19 protein-coding genes and 1 other RNA gene are annotated in these 17716 nt (G+C 66.8%); 5 read left to right on the top strand and 15 right to left on the bottom strand.

The genetic code is table 11. The features are described 5' to 3' along the window. Nucleotides 1–137: 137 nt before the first annotated feature. Complete coding sequence (gene fur / locus AC1PK7_RS09420) at nucleotides 138–560, bottom strand: ferric iron uptake transcriptional regulator (protein ID WP_026143876.1); 423 nt, start codon at nucleotides 558–560, stop codon at nucleotides 138–140. 103 nt (nucleotides 561–663) lie between these two features. Between fur and AC1PK7_RS09415 the strand changes: the two genes are divergently transcribed. Then, on the top strand, nucleotides 664–1062 hold the full coding sequence (locus tag AC1PK7_RS09415) for an outer membrane protein assembly factor BamE (RefSeq protein WP_010344267.1): 399 nt from the start codon (nucleotides 664–666) through the stop codon (nucleotides 1060–1062). A 27-nt stretch (nucleotides 1063–1089) separates the two neighbouring features. On the opposite strand, the gene AC1PK7_RS09410 is transcribed toward AC1PK7_RS09415, so the two are convergent. After that, nucleotides 1090–1344, bottom strand: a complete 255-nt coding sequence (locus AC1PK7_RS09410; RefSeq protein ID WP_420009646.1) for an RnfH family protein — start codon at nucleotides 1342–1344, stop codon at nucleotides 1090–1092. Between the two features lie 5 nt (nucleotides 1345–1349). After that, nucleotides 1350–1781, bottom strand: coding sequence for a type II toxin-antitoxin system RatA family toxin (locus AC1PK7_RS09405; protein WP_148828116.1), 432 nt, complete (start codon nucleotides 1779–1781; stop codon nucleotides 1350–1352). A 58-nt stretch (nucleotides 1782–1839) separates the two neighbouring features. Here AC1PK7_RS09405 and smpB point away from each other — a divergent pair, with 58 nt between their 5' ends. Further along, nucleotides 1840–2343: an SsrA-binding protein SmpB gene (gene smpB, locus AC1PK7_RS09400; RefSeq protein WP_010344270.1), complete on the top strand. Its 504-nt coding sequence runs from the start codon at nucleotides 1840–1842 to the stop codon at nucleotides 2341–2343. A 473-nt stretch (nucleotides 2344–2816) separates the two neighbouring features. Here smpB and AC1PK7_RS09395 read toward each other — a convergent pair whose 3' ends face one another. Beyond that, nucleotides 2817–5066, bottom strand: a complete 2250-nt coding sequence (locus AC1PK7_RS09395; RefSeq protein ID WP_481100871.1) for a S8 family serine peptidase — start codon at nucleotides 5064–5066, stop codon at nucleotides 2817–2819. A 562-nt stretch (nucleotides 5067–5628) separates the two neighbouring features. On the opposite strand from AC1PK7_RS09395, the gene ssrA reads away from it, so the two are divergent. Next, nucleotides 5629–5980, top strand: a transfer-messenger RNA (tmRNA) gene (gene ssrA / locus AC1PK7_RS09390). A gap of 163 nt (nucleotides 5981–6143) precedes the next feature. Then, nucleotides 6144–7361: a tyrosine-type recombinase/integrase gene (locus AC1PK7_RS09385; RefSeq protein ID WP_481100611.1), complete on the top strand. Its 1218-nt coding sequence runs from the start codon at nucleotides 6144–6146 to the stop codon at nucleotides 7359–7361. On the opposite strand, the gene AC1PK7_RS09380 is transcribed toward AC1PK7_RS09385, so the two are convergent. The 4 genes from AC1PK7_RS09380 to AC1PK7_RS09365 all read right to left on the bottom strand — a co-directional run bounded on the left by AC1PK7_RS09380 (nucleotide 7337) and on the right by AC1PK7_RS09365 (nucleotide 9626). After that, on the bottom strand, nucleotides 7337–8257 hold the full coding sequence (locus tag AC1PK7_RS09380; RefSeq protein WP_481100610.1) for an SOS response-associated peptidase family protein: 921 nt from the start codon (nucleotides 8255–8257) through the stop codon (nucleotides 7337–7339). The genes AC1PK7_RS09385 and AC1PK7_RS09380 overlap by 25 nt on opposite strands. Before the next feature lies 1 nt (nucleotide 8258). Beyond that, a complete protein-coding gene (locus AC1PK7_RS09375) occupies nucleotides 8259–8474 on the bottom strand; it encodes a hypothetical protein (protein ID WP_481100609.1) in 216 nt (71 codons plus the stop codon). Next, the gene (locus tag AC1PK7_RS09370) at nucleotides 8471–9127 is read right to left on the bottom strand and encodes a hypothetical protein (RefSeq protein WP_481100608.1); all 657 of its coding nucleotides are present in this window, start codon (nucleotides 9125–9127) and stop codon (nucleotides 8471–8473) included. Before AC1PK7_RS09370 ends, AC1PK7_RS09375 begins: the two co-directional genes overlap by 4 nt. Nucleotides 9128–9260: 133 nt before the next feature. After that, entirely contained in the window at nucleotides 9261–9626 is a 366-nt protein-coding gene (locus tag AC1PK7_RS09365) for a hypothetical protein (RefSeq protein WP_481100607.1), read from the bottom strand. Nucleotides 9627–9912: 286 nt separating this feature from the next. On the opposite strand from AC1PK7_RS09365, the gene AC1PK7_RS09360 reads away from it, so the two are divergent. Continuing rightward, nucleotides 9913–10230, top strand: a complete 318-nt coding sequence (locus AC1PK7_RS09360; RefSeq protein WP_481100606.1) for a hypothetical protein — start codon at nucleotides 9913–9915, stop codon at nucleotides 10228–10230. On the opposite strand, the gene AC1PK7_RS09355 is transcribed toward AC1PK7_RS09360, so the two are convergent. From AC1PK7_RS09355 to AC1PK7_RS09325, 7 genes are all read right to left on the bottom strand, one after another. Beyond that, nucleotides 10227–10949, bottom strand: a complete 723-nt coding sequence (locus tag AC1PK7_RS09355; protein WP_481100605.1) for a hypothetical protein — start codon at nucleotides 10947–10949, stop codon at nucleotides 10227–10229. The genes AC1PK7_RS09360 and AC1PK7_RS09355 overlap by 4 nt on opposite strands. A gap of 1 nt (nucleotide 10950) precedes the next feature. Beyond that, on the bottom strand, nucleotides 10951–11253 hold the full coding sequence (locus AC1PK7_RS09350; RefSeq protein WP_481100604.1) for a hypothetical protein: 303 nt from the start codon (nucleotides 11251–11253) through the stop codon (nucleotides 10951–10953). Next, complete coding sequence (locus AC1PK7_RS09345; protein ID WP_481100603.1) at nucleotides 11253–14699, bottom strand: TipJ family phage tail tip protein; 3447 nt, start codon at nucleotides 14697–14699, stop codon at nucleotides 11253–11255. Before AC1PK7_RS09345 ends, AC1PK7_RS09350 begins: the two co-directional genes overlap by 1 nt. Then, complete coding sequence (locus tag AC1PK7_RS09340) at nucleotides 14696–15301, bottom strand: tail assembly protein (RefSeq protein ID WP_481100602.1); 606 nt, start codon at nucleotides 15299–15301, stop codon at nucleotides 14696–14698. The genes AC1PK7_RS09345 and AC1PK7_RS09340 overlap by 4 nt, the downstream gene beginning before the upstream one ends. Continuing rightward, nucleotides 15298–16056: a C40 family peptidase gene (locus AC1PK7_RS09335; protein WP_481100601.1), complete on the bottom strand. Its 759-nt coding sequence runs from the start codon at nucleotides 16054–16056 to the stop codon at nucleotides 15298–15300. Before AC1PK7_RS09335 ends, AC1PK7_RS09340 begins: the two co-directional genes overlap by 4 nt. 61 nt (nucleotides 16057–16117) lie before the next feature. Next, on the bottom strand, nucleotides 16118–16816 hold the full coding sequence (locus AC1PK7_RS09330; protein ID WP_481100600.1) for a phage minor tail protein L: 699 nt from the start codon (nucleotides 16814–16816) through the stop codon (nucleotides 16118–16120). Then, entirely contained in the window at nucleotides 16813–17709 is an 897-nt protein-coding gene (locus AC1PK7_RS09325; protein WP_481100599.1) for a tail fiber domain-containing protein, read from the bottom strand. Before AC1PK7_RS09325 ends, AC1PK7_RS09330 begins: the two co-directional genes overlap by 4 nt. Nucleotides 17710–17716: the final 7 nt, after the last annotated feature.

Genomic DNA, 17716 nt, shown 5'->3' with positions numbered 1-17716 from the left:
GGCACCTTCTCCCGGTGGGAGATGGGAGAGGCAGTAGCCCCTCTCCCACCGGGAGAGGGGTTGGGGTGAGGGTACGTGGCGAAGCCCTAGCGCGTTGCACCGAAGGGACACAGGCCAGGCCGACCCGGCCGCAGAACTCAGCCCTTCTTGCCGCTCGGCCGCTTGCTGCGCACGTACAGCACCAGGGAGTGCTCCTCCAGTTCGTAGCCGTGATCGGCGGCGATCTTGCGCTGCAATTCCTCGATCTCCGCGCTTTCGAACTCGATGATCTTGCCGGTGTCCACGTCCACCATGTGGTCGTGGTGGCCGCCGCGGTCCAGCTCATACACCGCCTGGCCGCCCTCGAAGTTGTGCTTGAGCACCAGCCCGGCCGCCTCGAACTGGGTCAGCACGCGGTACACGGTGGCCAGGCCGATCTCGTCGCCGTGGTCCAGCAGCTGCCGGTAGATCTCCTCGGCAGTCATGTGGTGCCGCGCCGATTTCTGCTCCAGCAGCTCGAGGATGCGCATCCGGGGGTGCGTGACCTTCAGGCCGACTTTGCGCAGATCGTGGGATTCCATGGCGTCTCCGTTCATAGCTGGTTTATCGCCAGCTGCCTGGGAATGGGTCGCGGCGGTCGCCGGGAGTGTATCATCGACGTGATTTCATTCAGCCATGTCCCCGATGCGCAATCTCCTGCTGGTCGCCGCTGTTGCCCTGTCCACCGCCGGCTGCGGCATCATTTACAAGCAGCCCATCTATCAGGGCAATCTGATCAAGCCGTCGGCCGTGGAGCAGCTCAAGGTCGGGCAAAGCAAGCAGCAGGTCAGCGCGCTGCTGGGCAGCCCCTCGATCCCGGATCCGTTCCATGCGCAGCGCTGGGACTACACCTCCACCGAGCGGATCGATCGCGTCGGCCATACCGAGATCAAGAACTTCGTCGTGTTCTTCGACAACGACATGGTCACCCGCTGGGAAGGCGACTATTTCCCGGATCAGGACGAAGAACTGGCCAAGAACAGCGTGCGCCAGTTCGGCCGCAACCTGGCCAAGGACAAGAAGAAGCAGCGCCGCGGCGAATGAGCCGGCGGCCGCGCCGTGCCCCGCCGCTCAGCGCGGCTTGGCGCGGCGCCGCCTGGCGTCCTTGGGGTCGATCAGCAGCGGCCTGAGCAGTTCCACCCGGTCGCCGTCCTGCAACAGCCGCGTCGGTGCGGCGACTTCGCCGTAGACCGCGCACGGCATGTCGGGGCTCGCTTCGGGCAACGCGGCGGCCGCCAGCGCATCGGCCACGGTCGCGCCTTCCGGCAGATCCAGCCGCTGCGACACGAAGCGCTCCGGCCAGGCCAGCACCACCTCGATCTGCATGGCGGCTAGGCCTGTTCCCGGTCGGCCACGCGCACGAAGTCGTTGACCATGCGATCGGCCAGGCTCTGGAAGCCCAGCGCCAGCGCCGGCCCCAGCAGGCGCGAGGCCGGTTCGAAGTCGAGCATCAGGCTGACCTTGCTGGCATGGTCGTTGAAGCCCTGGAAGGTCCACTGCCCCTGCAGGCGCTTGAACGGGCCGTCGCGCAGCTGCATATCGATGCGATCCGGGCGCTGCAGGCTGTTCTCGGTGGTGAACCAGGTGCGGAACGAACCCAGCCCCAGGTCCAGCCGCGCGACCAGGACGCGGTCGTTCTGCTCGAGGATATGCGCCGCATCGCACCAGGCGAACCGGCGCGGATAGGCGGCGACGTCGTTGACCAGATCGAACATGCGCGTTGCGGCGTGTTCGACCAGAGCGCTGCGGCGGATGATAGGCATTCGGGACGGAAGTGGGACCAAGACGTTCGGGAGGCCCCGAATCGGAGACAATAGCAAGATGAGCAAGAAACCCGCCAAGGATAAAGCAAACGGCGCGACGGCCAACAAGACCATCGCCCTGAACAAGCGCGCGCGCCACGAATACCACCTGGAGGACCGCTACGAGGCCGGCCTGGCCCTGCAGGGCTGGGAGGTGAAGTCGATCCGCGCCGGCCGCGCCAACATCGGCGAGAGCTACGCCTTCGTGCGCCAGGGCGAGCTGTTCCTGTTCGGCGCGCAGATCACCCCGTTGATCCAGGCCTCCACCCATGTGGTGGCCGACGACCGCCGCACGCGCAAGCTGCTGCTGCACCGGAACGAGATCGACAAGCTGATCGGCCGCGTCGAACGCGACGGCTACACCCTCGTGCCCACCGCGATGTACTGGAGCAAGAACAAGATCAAGCTCGAGATCGCACTGGCCAAGGGCAAGCAGGACCACGACAAGCGCAACGCGGCCAAGGACCGCGACTGGGCCCGCGACAAGCAGCGCATCATGCGCCGGCACAACAAGAATGCCTGAGGGGCTGGGATTTGGGATTCGGGATTGGGGATTCGCAACAGCAAATCTCCTGCCCGCCCCAGTTGTCTTGCCCGCCTCGCCTTTCCCGTAGAGCGGCTTCAGCCGCGACGCGGTGAGGCCGGGATTGGGGATTGGGGATTGGGGAGTCGCGAAAGCAACTCCCCGGCACACCAACTCAACCGAACGCGCAGCGCAGCACGGAAATTTCGGCAGCGGCAAGAGCCCTATAGCGCATCAATGCCCTTGTAGGAGCGGCTTCAGCCGCGACGCGATGACGCAGGAATCGCGACGTGATTCAGACGCGCCGCTCGCACGGGGTCCGCCAGGCGTTCCTGGAACATTGGCATTCACCGATCGCGGCGCAAGCAGATTTCCGAATGAAAGACGATGCGGCCTGAGAACTGCTGTTGCGAATCCCCAATCCCCAATCCCTGGCTTTTCAGCAGCCGAATGGCTGATCATCCCCGCCCCACTCACGTCCCGCCAAGCATCCGCATCAAACTCGGCAGTCCACTGCCCTGCATGTAGCGATCGCGCTGCAGGTCCAGGCATTGCGCCAGCACCAGCTGCTTGACCCGATCCGGGGCGCCGATGAACTCGCGGCGTACCGACAGGAACGCGGCGATCAGCCCGGACACATGCGCCGCGGCCATGCTGGTGCCGCTCATCTCCACCATCCAGGTGCCGGGATCCTCGACCACAAACCCGTGGTGCGCCGACAGGATCTTTTCGCCCGGCGCGACCAGGTCCGGCTTGTAGCGGCCATCGGCCGTCGGGCCGCGCGAGGAGAAATACGAAATGCCGTAGCTGTGCGGGCTGCTCTTGTGCACCGAACCCACTGCCAAAGACTCCTCCAGGTTGGCCGGGTCGCCGATGCTCAGGTCCAGGTTCAGCGGGTAGGCCTCGCCGTCGCCCTGCATCAGCCAGGCCAGTCCGTCGTTGCCGGCCGCGATCACCACCACCACGCCCTGCCGCCACAGCCGGCGTAACTCGTTGCACAGCGGGGTGAAGCCGCAGCCGTAGCTCTCGGCGTCGAAGTAGCCGCCCAGGCTCAGGTTGACCCCGTGCACCACCAGCTCGCCGGCGCGCTCGTTGAGCTCGGCCACCTGCTGAACGCCCTTGATGATCCAGGAGTCGCGGCCGTTGCCGTCGTCGTCCAGCACCTTCAGTCCGTAAAGCCGCGCCAGCGGCGCCATGCCGGCGAACTGCAGCGGCGCGGTGGCCGGCAAACCGGGCAGCGGCGCCTCGCACTGCCCGGCGATGATGCCGGCCACGTGGGTACCGTGACCATTGCCGTCGAGCGCATCGAAGCCGGCCTCGCCCGGGCGCAGTGCGCGCGGGCGCCCGCGCTGGGTGCAGTCCCATTGGGCGAGCACGGCCGCCGGTTGCCCGGCGGTATGGAAGTGCGGATGCGCCGCGGCGATGCCGCTGTCCAGTACCGCCCAGCCGATACCGGCGCCGAGTGCGCGGTAAGCCACCTGCGCCGCGTCCACCTGGATCGTGCTGCGCGACTGGTAGATCAGCGCGCGCTTGCCCGCATCGCGCCACAGGCGCTTCAGGTTGAGATCGCGATAGCGCTCGCGCAGGCTCTCGATCTCGAACCGGGTCAGCCGCGCCGACACGTAGCGCTGCATGGTGTCTTCCAGCTCGATCTGCACATCCAGCGCCTCGCCGTGCAGGCCGGTGGAGGCCCCGGTGAGCGTGCGCAATGCGGCGATCAGGTCGCGCTTGAGCTGGGCCGGATCGCCGGCCTCGGACAGCTTCTCGAGTTCGATCAGCACCTCATGACGGTAGTCCGGCGCACGCGCCTCCAACTGGTCGGACAAATCCTTGATCAACACCGGGTGCGCGATCGGCTGATCGAAGCCCACACCCACCGCGCGCCGCACCTCGGCCCGCACGTCGGGGATGGACAGGTAGCCGGCGGCCGAATGCGGGTTGTGCTGCCAATCGGGATTGATCTTCGACCCGGCGATGTTGTGGAAGCGCCCGCCGGCATCGGCGATGTCGTCGCTGAGATCGTCGTCCAGGGCCACCGGGTCGCGCCGCTCGGCGACGTTGACCCAGCGCGCCACGCAGGGCGGGAACGGCAGCTTCGGGGTACCGGTCCACTCCTTGAACATGCTGCGCACCACCGGCAGCCCCAGCGGCGAGCCGAGCGTGAGCAGCAGCGAGACCTCGCAGTCCTGCGGCTGCAGTTCGCGCAGCACGTCGTAGGCGATCAGCGAACCCTGGCTATGCGCGACGATCACGAATGGGCCGCCACCGGCGCGGATGCGTTGCAGCAGGCTGTCGCGCATCTGCTCACGTCGCGCCGGCACGAAGAAGAAATCGTGCACGTCCTGCAGCAGCGCCGCGGAGATCAGCTTGAGCAGCGCGCGATTGAACACGTCGATCACGCCCTGCGCATGCACATCGGCGGCTGCAGCCGCCGAGGGCGGCGCCGCCGCCTCCACCTCGTCCAGCACCTGGTGCAACCGCGCGCGCTCGGCATCGCTGCTGGCCAGGGTGTCGGCGAGCTGGCGCAGATCGGCCAGTTGCGGCGCCATGCCGAGCGCGCTCAACATGCGCTGCTCGGCCTGGTTCAATACCGGACCGCGGTCCTGATCCTGGCAATCGCCCGGCTCCGGCGACGGATAGCGCTCGCGATTGACCCAATAGGCCATGCGCGTGCGCTCGCCCATCGCGCGGCCGAACAGCGCGCGGTCCCACTGGCAGCGCAACACCTCGGCCGGTGGCTTGTTGCCGATGCCATGGATGTAGACGACGGTACGCGCCTGCCCCTGCGCCAGCGAGCCTTCGCCGGTGGCCTTAGGCCGCAGCGCGTTGCGCGCTGGCGGCGTCGCGGCGCGGGTCGCAGAGGCAGGTCTGCTGGCGCCAGGAGCCGAGACGGTGGAACTGGACGCTGTTGCGGGCCTTGCCCACGCAGCCGCTCCTGCCGGCGTCGTCTTCTGCGCCCGCTTGGCAGCATCTACGCCGCCTGTCGCCGTCTTGCGCAGTGCCGCCCTCGGCTTGGCGGCGGATGCCGCCTGCGCCTTGACCGGCGTCTTGCCGGGCTTGGAGGTCGAGGACGTGACGGGTGCCTTGGGCGCACGCCCGCTGCTGCGGCCACGCGGCTGTCTGCTTGCCATTGCGCTGCTCCATGCCTGGGGGAATGCCTGGGGGACGGCGGCGTGACAGGGCCGGCGTCGTAGTGAAGCCAGCTTAAGCGCGGTCTGTCTCAAGACTTGTGACTGCCCTCCCCGATCCCTACACTGTGCAGGTCAGCGTTTGACGTTGTCCCCGGGGGGTGCACTGGTTTCGACGGGGGTTGCAAAATCGCTTGGCGCATGCCGAGGGGGCAGCTTTCCTCGTAAATCCAGCCGCAAACTTATAGTTGCCAACGACGACAACTACGCTCTGGCCGCTTAAGGCCTAGCCCCGAAATCGCTTGTGTCCGTGCTCGCGACGTAGGGTCATTATCACGGAATCGCCGGTGGTGGCTGCCTGTCAGCCATTGGCTAAATCAAGCAGGCTGGTCCCGGGATGCGCTTCGCACATCGTGCTGTTCCGGGACGAGATCCAACGATGAGCTAAGCATGTAGTGCCGGGGATGGAGTGCCTTCGGACGGCGGTTCGATTCCGCCCACCTCCACCAATGAGCGGACCGAGAAGGTCCGAGAAAGGCCGGGAATCCCCATAAAACAAGGGTTTCCGGCCTTTTTTGTGTCCGAGAGAGTGCGGACGTGTGCATGCCAGTTCGGTGCATGGCGGGGGTATGGCCGGGGGTACATTGCGGCGTCCCCGATCTGGTACCCCCAATGCGTCTATCAGACCTCGCACTTCGCCGTGCAAAGCCGAGCGACCGCCCGCAGAAGTTGTTCGATGGCGGCGGCCTCTTCCTCCTGGTCGCGCCGAGCGGCGGCCGCTTCTGGCGATGGAAGTACCGCTTCGCAGGAAGGGAGAAGCTGCTTGCGCTCGGCGTGTACCCCGATGTCCCGCTGGCGATGGCCAGGCAGCGGCGCGACGACTCGCGGCGGCTGCTTGCTCAGGGCATCGATCCCGGCCAGCACAAGAAGGCAGCGGCCGCGGCGCGCGCGCAGCTCGGCGCCAACACGTTCGAGGTAATAGCCAGAGAGTGGCTGGCGACGCGCGACTGGGTGCCGGGCTACAGCGTGAAGGTCGCCGCATGGTTCGACAACGACGTGTTCCCGTGGATAGGTAGCCGCCCAGCCGCGGAGCTGGAGGCACCGGAACTGCTGGCGGTGGCCAGGCGCGTGGAGAAGCGCGGAGCGATCGAGTCGGCGCACCGGATCATGCAGAACTGCGGCCAGGTCATGCGCTACGCGGTCGCCACGGGCCGGGCGAGCCGTAACCCCGTGGCAGACCTGCGGGGCGCCCTCCAGCCGGCGCCGGAACGGCATCTGCCGGCGGTGACCGATCCGCGCGAGCTCGGCCCGATGCTGCGCGCTATCGACGGCTACACCGGCAGCTTGGTCACGCGGGCTGCGCTGGCGCTGGCGCCGCTCGTATTCGTCAGGCCGGGGGAGCTCCGCATGGCCGAATGGAAAGAGTTCAACCTGGAAGCGGCGACCTGGGACATCCCAGCGGTTCGCATGAAGATGGGGATTGCCCACATGGTCCCGCTGCCGCGCCAGGCTATCGACATCCTGCGGGAGCTGCAGCCGCTGAGCGGACGCGGCCGATACGTGTTCCCCGGCGCGCGGTCACGGGAGCGCCCCATGTCGGAGAACACCATCAATGCCGCGCTGCGCCGCTTGGGCTACGAAGTCGGCACCGCTACCGGCCATGGCTTCCGGGCGACGGCGCGCACGATTCTGGACGAGGTGCTGGAGTTCCGGCCGGACATCATCGAGCACCAGCTGGCCCACGCGGTGAAGGATCCGAACGGGCGGGCTTACAACCGCACCACGCATCTGCCGGAGCGCGTGCGCATGATGCAGCGCTGGGCGGACTATCTGGACGAGCTGCGCACCGTCAAGGAACCCGAGGGCTACGCCGCGATGCGGTGCTCGTAGAACGGGTGCCGCTTGTCGTCGAAGATCCGGTAGAGCGCGACCAGGTCGGCCGGGTCCGGGTTCAGCCAGGCATCGACGTGCTCGGGCTTGATGTTGATGATTGTCCGGTCGTGGCCGGCTGCGGCGACCTCGGGCTCGGGCTCGTCGGTGATCGCCGCGAAGGACAGCAGATCCGGCTCGTTGCCGGCGGGGTCGCGCCAGTGGGACCAGAGGCAGGCGATCAGCATCGGCTCGCCTGTGCTGGGGACGAACTCCAGCCGCTCGTTCTCCCCGTCGCGCTCCACGTTCTCGTAGAAGCGGTCGGCGACGATCAGGCCGTGCGTGTAGCCGAACTGCCGGCGCCAGAAGCCTTCGAGGTTGTCGCGCCTCGCGTTGTAGGTGCCTGGGAACTTGCGGTCGTAGAGGATCGGCGCGCCCGCGGGGCGGCACTGGTACCGCATCGGCTTCACGACCCGCCGGCCATCTTCGACGACGAGGACCGGGCAGTAGACGCCCGGGAAGATGCGGTTGTCCTCCGCACCGCGCATGCCTTTCAGCACGTCGAGCCGGCGTTGGGCCTGCGCGATCTTGTTGCTGCCGATCCGCACGTCCTCCCTCGCCTTCTTGGTCTCCTTGACCTGCAGCGCCCGCTCGGCGTCGGCAACGCGGCGCTTCTGGTCGAAGATCTCCCGCGTCAGGGTGTCGGCCTCGGCGGCGTCGGCCGCCCGCAGGTTCGCCTGCAGGTCGGGCGGCGCGATCTCCAGCAGCTCCCGGATCATTGCGCGCGGCGCTTTCACGCGGCGCGGCCGCTCCTCCGGCGACCAGAAGGTACGCACGTACTCGTCGATGTCCATCACCGCGCCGAACTGGCGCTGGTACTGCTTGTACTCGGCGTACACCTGGGCGCTGTAGCACATGCTATTCGGCCATCCTCGCCTTCACGTTGTCGATCATGGCGTCGATGCGCTGGGTAACGTAAGCGCAGTCCTCGTTCCGCGCGGCGTCTTCGATCTCGTCGGCGTGGCCGGCGAACTCTGCCCAGAAATCGCCATCATCCGGGCACTGCTCCAGCATCGCCGGTAGCTGCGCGTCGAGCGCGTCCAGCATCCCGTCCAGCTCGGCTCTGTTCTTCACGTCGTGCTCCCGCCACGTCCTGCGGCAAGCATCCCGCGCCGCCGGTACATGGGATGTGTTCTTTCGTGCGGCGGGTCCAGCACCGGGGCGATGAGCGAGTCGTCGTCGCGCTCCCGCAGCGGCGGCCGGTCGATGGGCGACTGGACTGGCCAGCTGCGGAAGGCGTCGGCGGTCCAGCGCTGCAGGCCAGCGAAGGCATCGGCCGCTGTGCCCTCGCCCGCAGCCCAGCGCACAGCGTCCTCGGCGAGGACTATCGCAGGCATCCCGCCGGCCTCACCGCCAGGCGCCCAGCCCAGCAGCGCCGCGGCCTTTTTGCCACCAGCGGCGGCCAGGAAGAACGGCTCGTCGCCGGGGGCAGCGAAGTAGCGCCAGCGGTCGTCCAACTCAATGTAGAAGCCGCTGACCAAGACAGCGGCGCGCGATACCTCGACACGGCGGGCGTCGATGTCCCAGAGGACAGGTCTCGCGGGGCTCCAGAACACCGTGCCGACATCCATCTGGCCATTGCTCCGCCGGCGGATCGACTGCAAGTACTTGCCCGGCTGGACCGACCAAGAATTCGCCCGCCCGCCATACCCAAGCGGCGGCGGCACCAGGCCGGCCGCGGTCGCCCAATGATCGGTGAAGTGGTAGCTGGCCAGGACGAACCGCATGCTGGAACGTAGGAACCGGGGAAGCGGATCCTACGCCTCGGCGTCGCATGGGCTGAGACGCGTTGGTGAACAGCTCAGGAATCCTGCGCCAGGGAGAGCTGCCCGAAGCTAGGGCAGCCCTCGGAACCACCGATCAACCCGACGCGCAGACTGAATAGACCACCACGATGATCGGCCCATTGGTGTAGCCGTAGGTGCGCCAGCCCTGCCCGTTCGGGTGGCTGCCCACCGGCTGGAACCGGCCAGTGTTCATCCTGTAATCGGCCCTGCCGCTTCCGGAATAGTTGCCATCGAACTGGATCGAGTTCGGCTCTCCACTTCGCCACCCACCGGAAATCGGGGTGTAGCCAGCAGGGCATTGGGGAGTAATGTCGATCGAACCAACCAGCGTGGTCGACGTTCCAGTCTGTTCCACCGTCGTGTAGCTGACGGCCTGAGCAGCGGGCACGGCAGCGATCGAAATTGCCGCGAATGCGGCCAACGCAATGTGCTTCAGCATATCGCCTCCTTGGATAGCATTGAATGGGTTGGATGCCAGCATGGCTTGCTCAAGGCCCGCGGGTTGAGCGGCCTGTGGCCCCGCGTCCGGCATGGCCAGGATCGCGCGTAGGGCCGCCCGGCGGTATAGGGCGCCGCCGCGCCGCGCTGTCGGGTTTCCCCTACGCAGCCGCGTCGCTTGTGCTGCGACGCACGTCGACGAACGTATTCACGCCGCTTACTCTGGTGCATGGTCGCAGCAGGGAAGCGGCTAGCGTCGCTTCGACACCCACTCAAGGAGAGGCCAAGTGCGCACCGTCATTTCCATATTGACCATCTGCTCTTTGCTTGTCGCTTGCGGCGGCAAGGCAACGGTTGTGCGGCGCGATTTCCCGAGCGCTCGGCCTGCAGCCGAAGTCCGCGACTGCATTAAGCGATACCTGTCGCTCGGATCCGGTGGCATCAAGGTCGTTTCGCTCCCCGTGACTGGTGAGGCCGGGGTCGTCGATCAATCCGCCGAAAAGCTCGCAACGATCGAGGTGTACGAGCAGCCTGACGGGTCCAGCCTCACCCGGGTCGACGGGAAGGACTACATGCTGCGCTACGCGGATCGCTGCACGCGTTAGAAGTTCGACACGTCCAGGATCAGGTGCCGCACAGCCGTCGTCCCCCAGTTGCCCGTGGCGGGAATGCCGGATGAGCCCGTGCCGGACACGCTGGTGGCGTTCATCGCCATCCTTGCGGCGGCTACTTGGCCGCCCGAGTAGGAAACCGCAGCCATGAACAGGGTGGTGCTGACCATCCAGGTGTTTCCCCCGGCAATGATCCCACCGGCACTCACTAACTCGCTGCCCGCGTATGCAAGCAGCACTGCAACTCGCCCTGCGCTGGCTGCCTGCGTGACCGGCGCCGATGCCGTGGCCGTGCCGCTGATCACGGCGATGACCCGCATGTACCGCTTGCGCGCATCGAACGCGAGTGGCCCAGTCGTGGCGGTGCCGGTGTCGATGAAAACCTGAAGACCGTCTGTCGACGATGATCCCGTAGGCCTGTCGAAGATGAAATAGTTGAAGGTCGTGCTGGGATTCTCCGTGATGAGCGTGAACGTGAAGTTGGAGCCGCTCTGCACTCGCCTCAACAATGCGATCTTCTCGCCACTCTCCACCGCGATCACCGGAGCCGTTCCAGCCGTCGTGATCGAGATGATCCCGCGGTTGGGGCTGAAGCCGCTGTTCCACAGCGCAGCCGTGGCGGTGCCCTTCGCGCTCACCTCCAAGTTCTGATAGGCGCCGGTGATCTGTAGTATCGAGCCACCGTTCGGGTAGACCTCAAGACCTGCTGGCACCTCAGTATCTCCCGTACTGCAGCACACCACCCGCTGCCTTCACAGCTGCGGTCGAACTAACGTTCGGTGACGCCCACGAGATCGTGTCGCCGGATATCGAGAACGACGGCATGGCCTGAAAATCAGTATCCGTGGTTGTGGCTACGAAGTAGTACGCGACATCATTTGTGCCCAGAGCCGGCACAGCCACCGAGCCCGACGTATTGGGAGAGATCGCCACCTGCCCCATGTAGAGCGTCAGCCGGTCGGTGACGGCCGTTACGACGTTCCCGTTGCCGTCTTGAACCTCCAAACCGGCCGGCATCACCAGCGCCCCAGACGAAGCAGAAGGCCCCCGCTCGAGTTGAATACCTGGATCAGGCTGTCGGTCACCGTCATGTAGCCTCCGCTATTCGCGCTGTTGAGTGTCAGCGTGCCGCTCTTGTCGAGCTTCCACCGAGGTTGTCCATTGACGCCCGTGGCCGATGACTGGATCACGTCGCCGATTTTGGCGTTGGTGATCGACCCATCCTGGATCACGGCGCTGCGGATGAAGACCTGGCCACCGCTGATAGTGAACGGAGACGTGACGGTCGCATCACTGCCGGTGCCGTTGAGCACCCCGAACAGATCGGCGTAGACCAGGAACGACGACTGCACGGTGCCGCCGCTGGCGTCGATACCCAGCGCGATGCCTGCGGCGTAGTACATGCCGCCCGAGGTGACCGCGGCCTTGACCACGTAACTCGACGACGCCTTGCCGTTGAGGGTGGCCACGGCCTGGCTCGTCACCTGTACTGCGGCGTTGGTCGCGCCTAGGTTCGCCTCCACGGTGTCCGTGCGCTTCGCCTGCGCATAGTCGCCGCTCGCAATGACGCTCTGCACCGTGATCGTGCCGGCATAGACGTTCGTGTCGCCCGCCCCCCAATCGCTGTCGCCGGCGGCCTGCACGTCCAACTGCGCGAAGATGCCGTCGACCTTCTGGCCCTGGGCCGTAACCTTGCCGTCCAGCTGGGAGATCGCCTGGGTATTGGCGCTGACCTGCCCCACCACCGCGCCGATCTCTGCGATCGCGTCGCCGACGTCTTTCCAGTTCGTCCCGGGCGGCGTCTCGTTGCCGGCCGTGTCGCTCTCCCAGCTGTAGATCTTGCCGTCGTAGATCACCGTCTGGCCCTTGGTGTAGGTCGCGCCGGCGTCCCACACCAGGGGCAGCAGGTCGGAGATCGACTGCACCTTCGCGAGCAGCGCCTGCCCGAGCTGGCTCTCGGTGATCTTGCCCGTGAGGTAGTCCAGGATCGCGTTGGCGTCGGTGCTGGACCGGCCCACCACGCCGTTGGCCAGCGGATACCACGGACCGACGTTCCCGGACCTGTCCACGAGGCGGCCCCAGAAGAAGAACTGCACGCCCGCGGCCAGGCCCATCATCGTGTGCTTTGCCTGCGGATAGGCGAAGTCGCCCAGCTTGATCGCGTTGGCCAGCACGTTCGCCGTGCCGTACCAGATCTCGGTGCGCTGGGTGTCGGTTGCGCCGGGCGGGAACGTCCAGGCCAGCTCAATGCCGAAGATGATGCCGCTGGCCGTCAGCGACGCGAGCGCCGGCGGCGGCGTGGTCTTCCCCTCGATGCTCGTCAGCGCCGACAGCGCGGGCATGGACACCGCGCCAAGCGCGTTCACCGCGCGCACGCGCGCCAGGTACTGCCCAGCGTAGATGCCGCGCACCTCGGCGGTCGTCGTGGCCACCCTGCCCGCGCGCACCCAGTTCAGGTCATCCCGGCGCCATTCCACGTCGTAGGCAATGGCCTTCTCCGCGGCGGTCCACGCGATCGTCAGGACGGGCGTCGCGATGCCCTGGTCGATCACCACGTGCGACGACAGTGCGATATCGCTCGGCGGCGGCTGCACGCTGGGCGGGATGATGCTGATCGGCGGCAGCTCGATCCGCGCGCCGTCGTCGATCGCTGCGAACTTGGACGGCACGTGCTTCAGCGCGGTGATCTGGTAGGTGATCGCATTCTCGGCGCCGTCGCCCTCGGTAACAGCGAGCACGCGGAAAGTCTGCAGAGCGATATGAGACGTCGAGGCTGACCAGACCGAGGTCGCCACCGGAACCGTGTCCCAGGGCGCGGCAACGGACACGGTGTTGCCGCTGATGCCGCTGATCGTACGACCCTGGCTGCGGCCGTTGCTGCCCAGCACACGGATCGTGTCCCCGACGGCCAGGCCTTCAGGCACCGCGTCCAGCACGACCTCCTGCGCCGTCGCCGAGCGGATCCGGCCGCCGTTGCGCCGGCCCGCGCGATTCGGGTCAGCCACCTCGATGATGTCGCCCGGCTGCGGCACCGCGCCCTCCAGGCCGACGCCGAAGGTGACCGTTTCGGTCTCCAGGTTCTCGGTGTACAGGATGTGCAGCCCAATGCGCTGCGCCTGCGCGCGCGAGGTGCAGCCCATGGCCGTGACCTCTGTCTGCTGAATGCCGTAGCGCGCGATGCCGGGGCGATACTCTACGGTCTCGACCTTGGCGCGCCCGAAGTCGTCCGGGTCGTTCCAGGACACCAGTGCGACGGTGTGGCGCACCTTCCGCGCGGAGCCGGAATAGGTGAACTTGCCGTCGATGACGTTGGCCTGGTTGAACTGGTAGACCGGGTCCTGCGGCATATCCGCCGACGCGGTGAACTGCCCGGCGGCGTAGTACGTAATGCCCCGGAACACGGCCGCCATGTCCTGCAGCAGCTTGTAGGCATCGCTGCGTGTCTGCAGGTAGACGTTGCACACGAAGCGCGGCTCCTGGCCGCCCTGCCCGTCGCTCACCATCTGGTCGCAGTACTGCGCGATCTGATACAGGCGCCAGCGATCGACCCACGCCGCCGGGATGCGGTGGCCAAGGCCGAACCGGTCGTTCGTGACCATGTCGTAGAACACCCACGCGGGATTGTTCGTCCACGCGGGTTTGAAGGTGCCGTCCCAGAGCCCCGAGTACGTCCGCGCCTGGGGATCGTAGTTGCTCGGCACCGAGATGATGCGGCCAAGCACGCGGTACGCGCGCGTCGGGATCGCTTGAAACTGGCTGGCGTCGATCTCGATCCCGACCAGAGCGCTGTTCGGGTATCGCAGCTTCGCGTCGATGATCTCGGTCATCGACTTCACCGTGGTCGTGTCCGCTACCGTGGCGCTGTTCGCGTTCGGGGTCAGGCGCCGGACACGGATCTGCCATTGGCTGCCGGCGGGCAAATCGACGCGGTGCGACCGCTCGTATGGCGTGGTGGTCTTGCCGGTGAACGCGTTGGAGATCACCGTCGTGAAGGCGCCACCATCCGTCGCCACATCGATCGCGTAGCTGACGCTATAGCCCTCGATGTCCCCATTGCTGGTGTTGGTCTTCTGTAGCGCCTGGACACCGAGGCGGATCCGAACGGCCGAAAGGTCGGAGTTCGTGAAGCTACGCACGACCGGCTGATCGCTGCGCAACTCGACGTCGACCGAGTTCTCGTTCTCGACGCTCGGAAATCCCGCAAGATAGTCCTGGTCCTGCGTTCCGGTACGCAGCTCCACGCGCACGTTTTGGAAGTTCATGCTGCCGCCTGCGGCCTGCAGCGGCGTGCCATCGAGGTAGATCGAGCGAAGTCCGTCCTTCAGGCCGACGATCTCGCCTTCGCTGACCAGATCGATGATCTTGGCGTATGCGATCGACTGCAGGCTGTCCGGCGTCTCGACAGGAGCGCGCGCGGAGCTGCCGCCCTTCTTCGCGCCGGCCAGCGCCACCACGTTGCTCATTGCTGATCCTCTGCGAAGATGCCGCCGCTGACGACGGCGGATCCGGTCCAGGGGTCACCGTAGGCGACCGGCACGGGGTTGCCCTGGGCCTGTGTGTTGACCGGGCCATTGAACGCATAGCTGGGCTTGTTGGCCGGGCTGTCCTGTGCGCCCAGCCCCTTCTGCGTCGGCGACAGCATCTGCACCACGCCGCCGAGCACCATGGCAATACCTGCGTGCGTCAGCGGTACGCCGACAGCGCCGAAACCGTAGGCGGACAGCACCATGCCCGCGACGATCAGCACGGCGCCGACGATTGTTTGGAGCACGCCGCCGCGCTTGGAACCCTGAAGCACCGGCGCGATGCGGATCATGTCCTCGCCGGGGGGGTCGTGGAGCTGGTCCTCGGCCAGGTTGCGCTGGCCGGCGAATACAGCAAACGCCATGCCGCGATCCTTGGCGCCCATGAGGAACGCCTGGAAGCCGGGAAGCTGCACCGAGAGCGCGCGGACGGCTTCCGCCGGCGACGCCACGGCGAGGCGAAACTCCTTGCCGAAGCGCGCGCGCAGTTGGCCGTACAGGCGCACCGTGCGCACCTTCGGGGTCTGGTCGCGCGGGGTCATGCCGCACCAGCCTGCGCCGAGTGCGTCGTCATCTCCCGGTGCCGCACGATGCGCACGGTTCGCTCTGCCCAGTAGCCGCCGTACGGCACGCGGCAGGAGATGCGATCAGCGAGGTGGTGCAGCATCTGGCCATCGCCGAGGTAGACGCCGGCGTGGTTCGGCACCGACGCGCGGATCTGCATGAGGATCAGGTCGCCGCGCTGCGGCTCGTCCTGGATCTCCGCGAAGCCCTCGGCCTGCAGCCTGTCCAGCGCGTACAGGTCTCCACCGTTGTCCCACCAGTTGTCCGCGCGCTCGTACTCGGCCAGCTGCACGCCCAGCTCGCGCTCGTAGAAGTCCCTCACCAGGGTGTAGCAGTCGAGCACACCGTGGGAGAAATGACGGCCGACCAGCGGCGCGACATAGCCGTCCGGCCGGAACGAGAAGACCTCCCCGCACTCCGGCACGCCGTCGACCTGACCGACGCTGATGATGTGCCACGGCAGGCCGCTTGCCTCGCACATCACCCGATCTGCGTCCGACGGCGCCGGCGGCGCATTGGGATGGCTGTGCACGACCGCCAGCACATCGCCTCGGTCTTCGGCGGCGGCATAGTCCTCAGCCGGCAGCCGGAAGTGCTCGCTGGGCGTGGTGGCGGCGTTTCGGCAAGCCACGTAGGTCTCGCCGCCGGCACTGGCCACGATCAGCCCGCAGCACTCGCGCGGGTACTCGGCCACCGCGTGTGCTTGAATGGCCTGCAGGGTGCTCTGTTGCATGGGATGCCCAAAGAAAAGGCCCGCACGTGGCGGGCCTGAAGAGGTGGAATCGCAGTGGAGATCAGGTGCGCAGCAGGCCGGCGGCGGGGAATCCGCCATAGGGCAGCGGCTCGTTCACCCCGAACCGTAGCTTGCAGGAACGCACCTTGCCGCCGCAGACGTCCTGCGACGGGTCGCTGGTCGGGTTGTCGTTGATGTCGGCCACGGGCGGCCCGTTGTAGCCGCAGTAGGATCCGCGGTAGCCGCCGCGCACGATCCAGCCGCAGGTGCCGGCGATGATCTGCCGACCCGGCAGCTGCTCGCCGTTGAGGTCCGCCGCGGTGGCCAGCTCGAACTCGACGACCTCGTCGTCCTCGGACACCTTGCGCTCGATGAACCAGATCTCGTCCGGGAAGTGCTCGTTAGGGTCCGCCCGGCTGTTGCCCCCGGAGAAGTTGACCGCGTCCAGGTACTGCACCAGCGTCCGGCGAAGGATCAGCCGCGCCCCGACCAAGTCGTCGAATAGGAGACAGAGTGCGGTGATCGAGCCGTTGATGTTGCCCACGCGTAGGCGCGGCGTCGGCGGCTGGTCGCTGGTGCGCTCGAATCCTGTCGCCTCCACCGGCCAGGGATCGTAGACCTGCCCCTGCCAGACGATCGGATTGGTCTGCAGGTGCGGGTGGAACAACAGCGAATCGGCACCGAGCACGGTCGCATCCAGTTCGAACAGCCGCACGCGCGCGCCCGGCTCCAAGGTCTGGATGTCAGCCAGCAGGCTCATGCGGCGCGCGCCTCCAGCGCGTCCAGCCTGGCGGCGACCTCGTCGAGTTCCGCGGCCAGTCCGCGGGCGACGAAGAAGGCGAGCTGGTCGGAACGGAAGCTGTACCGGTCGCCGGCTGTCTGCGCCGGCAGCACCTCACGCGAGCCGGCCTCGGTCAGGACGTTCCCCTCTTCGTCGACCACAGCCTCCCACGACTCCATGACGGCGTCCGCCGCCTCCCAACTGTCGTAGCAGATGAAGCCGTAGCGCAGCGGATCCAGGCCTTCGCCCCGCATCACCTCCATGGCTCGCTGGACCGTCATGCCCGCGTGCTGGCGCGCGTCCGCTCCCTTGGCCTGCATGCTGGCCAGCCACTGGTACGTCCCCATCTCGCGCGCCAGTTGCCTCGCCGCGCGCAGCTCCGCGTCCGTGAGCGGCGCCACATCGGACTTCTCCCGCGCATCGGACGTGTTGATCGAGCCGGTCGCAGCATAGACGACCGACCAGCGGAAGCTGGAGTTGCCACACGAATAGGTGTTGTCGACCGTGGTGTACACGGTCCCCTTCAGCGTGAGGCTGCCGCCGGAGTTGATGTCCTTGCTTGAAACGATGGTGCCGTCGCTGGACACGCGGAGCTGCCCGGTGGTATCGACGATGCCATTCGGCCGCAGGAAGATCGCGCCGTTCGGCTGGGCAGCGAGGACGGACGTGGTGGTCTTGCCGTCGAGGTAGTTCGCGAACCCGACCACGTTGTTCACTGTTACGGCGCCGCTGTATGTCTTCGCCCCCGCAAAAGTCACGTCTCCGTTGTAGAGCTCGTCGAAGTTGGCGTTGACCTTGCCGAATGCCGTGACCGCAGGATCGCCCTTGTAGGAACCGTGGTCGGTGGTGGTGTCGATTACTTGGCGTGCCATCTAAAGC

It is taken from the genome of Xanthomonas sp. NCPPB 3174, from assembly GCF_056725205.1.
This window is presented reverse-complemented; position numbering and strand designations above follow the sequence as displayed.

What these genes read in the sequence shown, in the direction of transcription:
- AC1PK7_RS09410 (WP_420009646.1), bottom strand. Translation starts at nt 1,344, where the DNA reads ATGCAGATCGAGGTGGTGCTGGCCTGGCCGGAGCGCTTCGTGTCGCAG.
- AC1PK7_RS09330 (WP_481100600.1), bottom strand. Translation starts at nt 16,816, where the DNA reads ATGAGCCTGCTGGCTGACATCCAGACCTTGGAGCCGGGCGCGCGCGTG.
- AC1PK7_RS09335 (WP_481100601.1), bottom strand. Translation starts at nt 16,056, where the DNA reads ATGCAACAGAGCACCCTGCAGGCCATTCAAGCACACGCGGTGGCCGAG.
- smpB (WP_010344270.1), top strand. Translation starts at nt 1,840, where the DNA reads ATGAGCAAGAAACCCGCCAAGGATAAAGCAAACGGCGCGACGGCCAAC.
- AC1PK7_RS09325 (WP_481100599.1), bottom strand. Translation starts at nt 17,709, where the DNA reads ATGGCACGCCAAGTAATCGACACCACCACCGACCACGGTTCCTACAAG.
- AC1PK7_RS09385 (WP_481100611.1), top strand. Translation starts at nt 6,144, where the DNA reads ATGCGTCTATCAGACCTCGCACTTCGCCGTGCAAAGCCGAGCGACCGC.
- AC1PK7_RS09350 (WP_481100604.1), bottom strand. Translation starts at nt 11,253, where the DNA reads ATGCCGGCCGGTTTGGAGGTTCAAGACGGCAACGGGAACGTCGTAACG.
- AC1PK7_RS09345 (WP_481100603.1), bottom strand. Translation starts at nt 14,699, where the DNA reads ATGAGCAACGTGGTGGCGCTGGCCGGCGCGAAGAAGGGCGGCAGCTCC.
- AC1PK7_RS09340 (WP_481100602.1), bottom strand. Translation starts at nt 15,301, where the DNA reads ATGACCCCGCGCGACCAGACCCCGAAGGTGCGCACGGTGCGCCTGTAC.
- AC1PK7_RS09370 (WP_481100608.1), bottom strand. Translation starts at nt 9,127, where the DNA reads ATGCGGTTCGTCCTGGCCAGCTACCACTTCACCGATCATTGGGCGACC.
- fur (WP_026143876.1), bottom strand. Translation starts at nt 560, where the DNA reads ATGGAATCCCACGATCTGCGCAAAGTCGGCCTGAAGGTCACGCACCCC.
- AC1PK7_RS09380 (WP_481100610.1), bottom strand. Translation starts at nt 8,257, where the DNA reads ATGTGCTACAGCGCCCAGGTGTACGCCGAGTACAAGCAGTACCAGCGC.
- AC1PK7_RS09405 (WP_148828116.1), bottom strand. Translation starts at nt 1,781, where the DNA reads ATGCCTATCATCCGCCGCAGCGCTCTGGTCGAACACGCCGCAACGCGC.
- AC1PK7_RS09415 (WP_010344267.1), top strand. Translation starts at nt 664, where the DNA reads ATGCGCAATCTCCTGCTGGTCGCCGCTGTTGCCCTGTCCACCGCCGGC.
- AC1PK7_RS09365 (WP_481100607.1), bottom strand. Translation starts at nt 9,626, where the DNA reads ATGCTGAAGCACATTGCGTTGGCCGCATTCGCGGCAATTTCGATCGCT.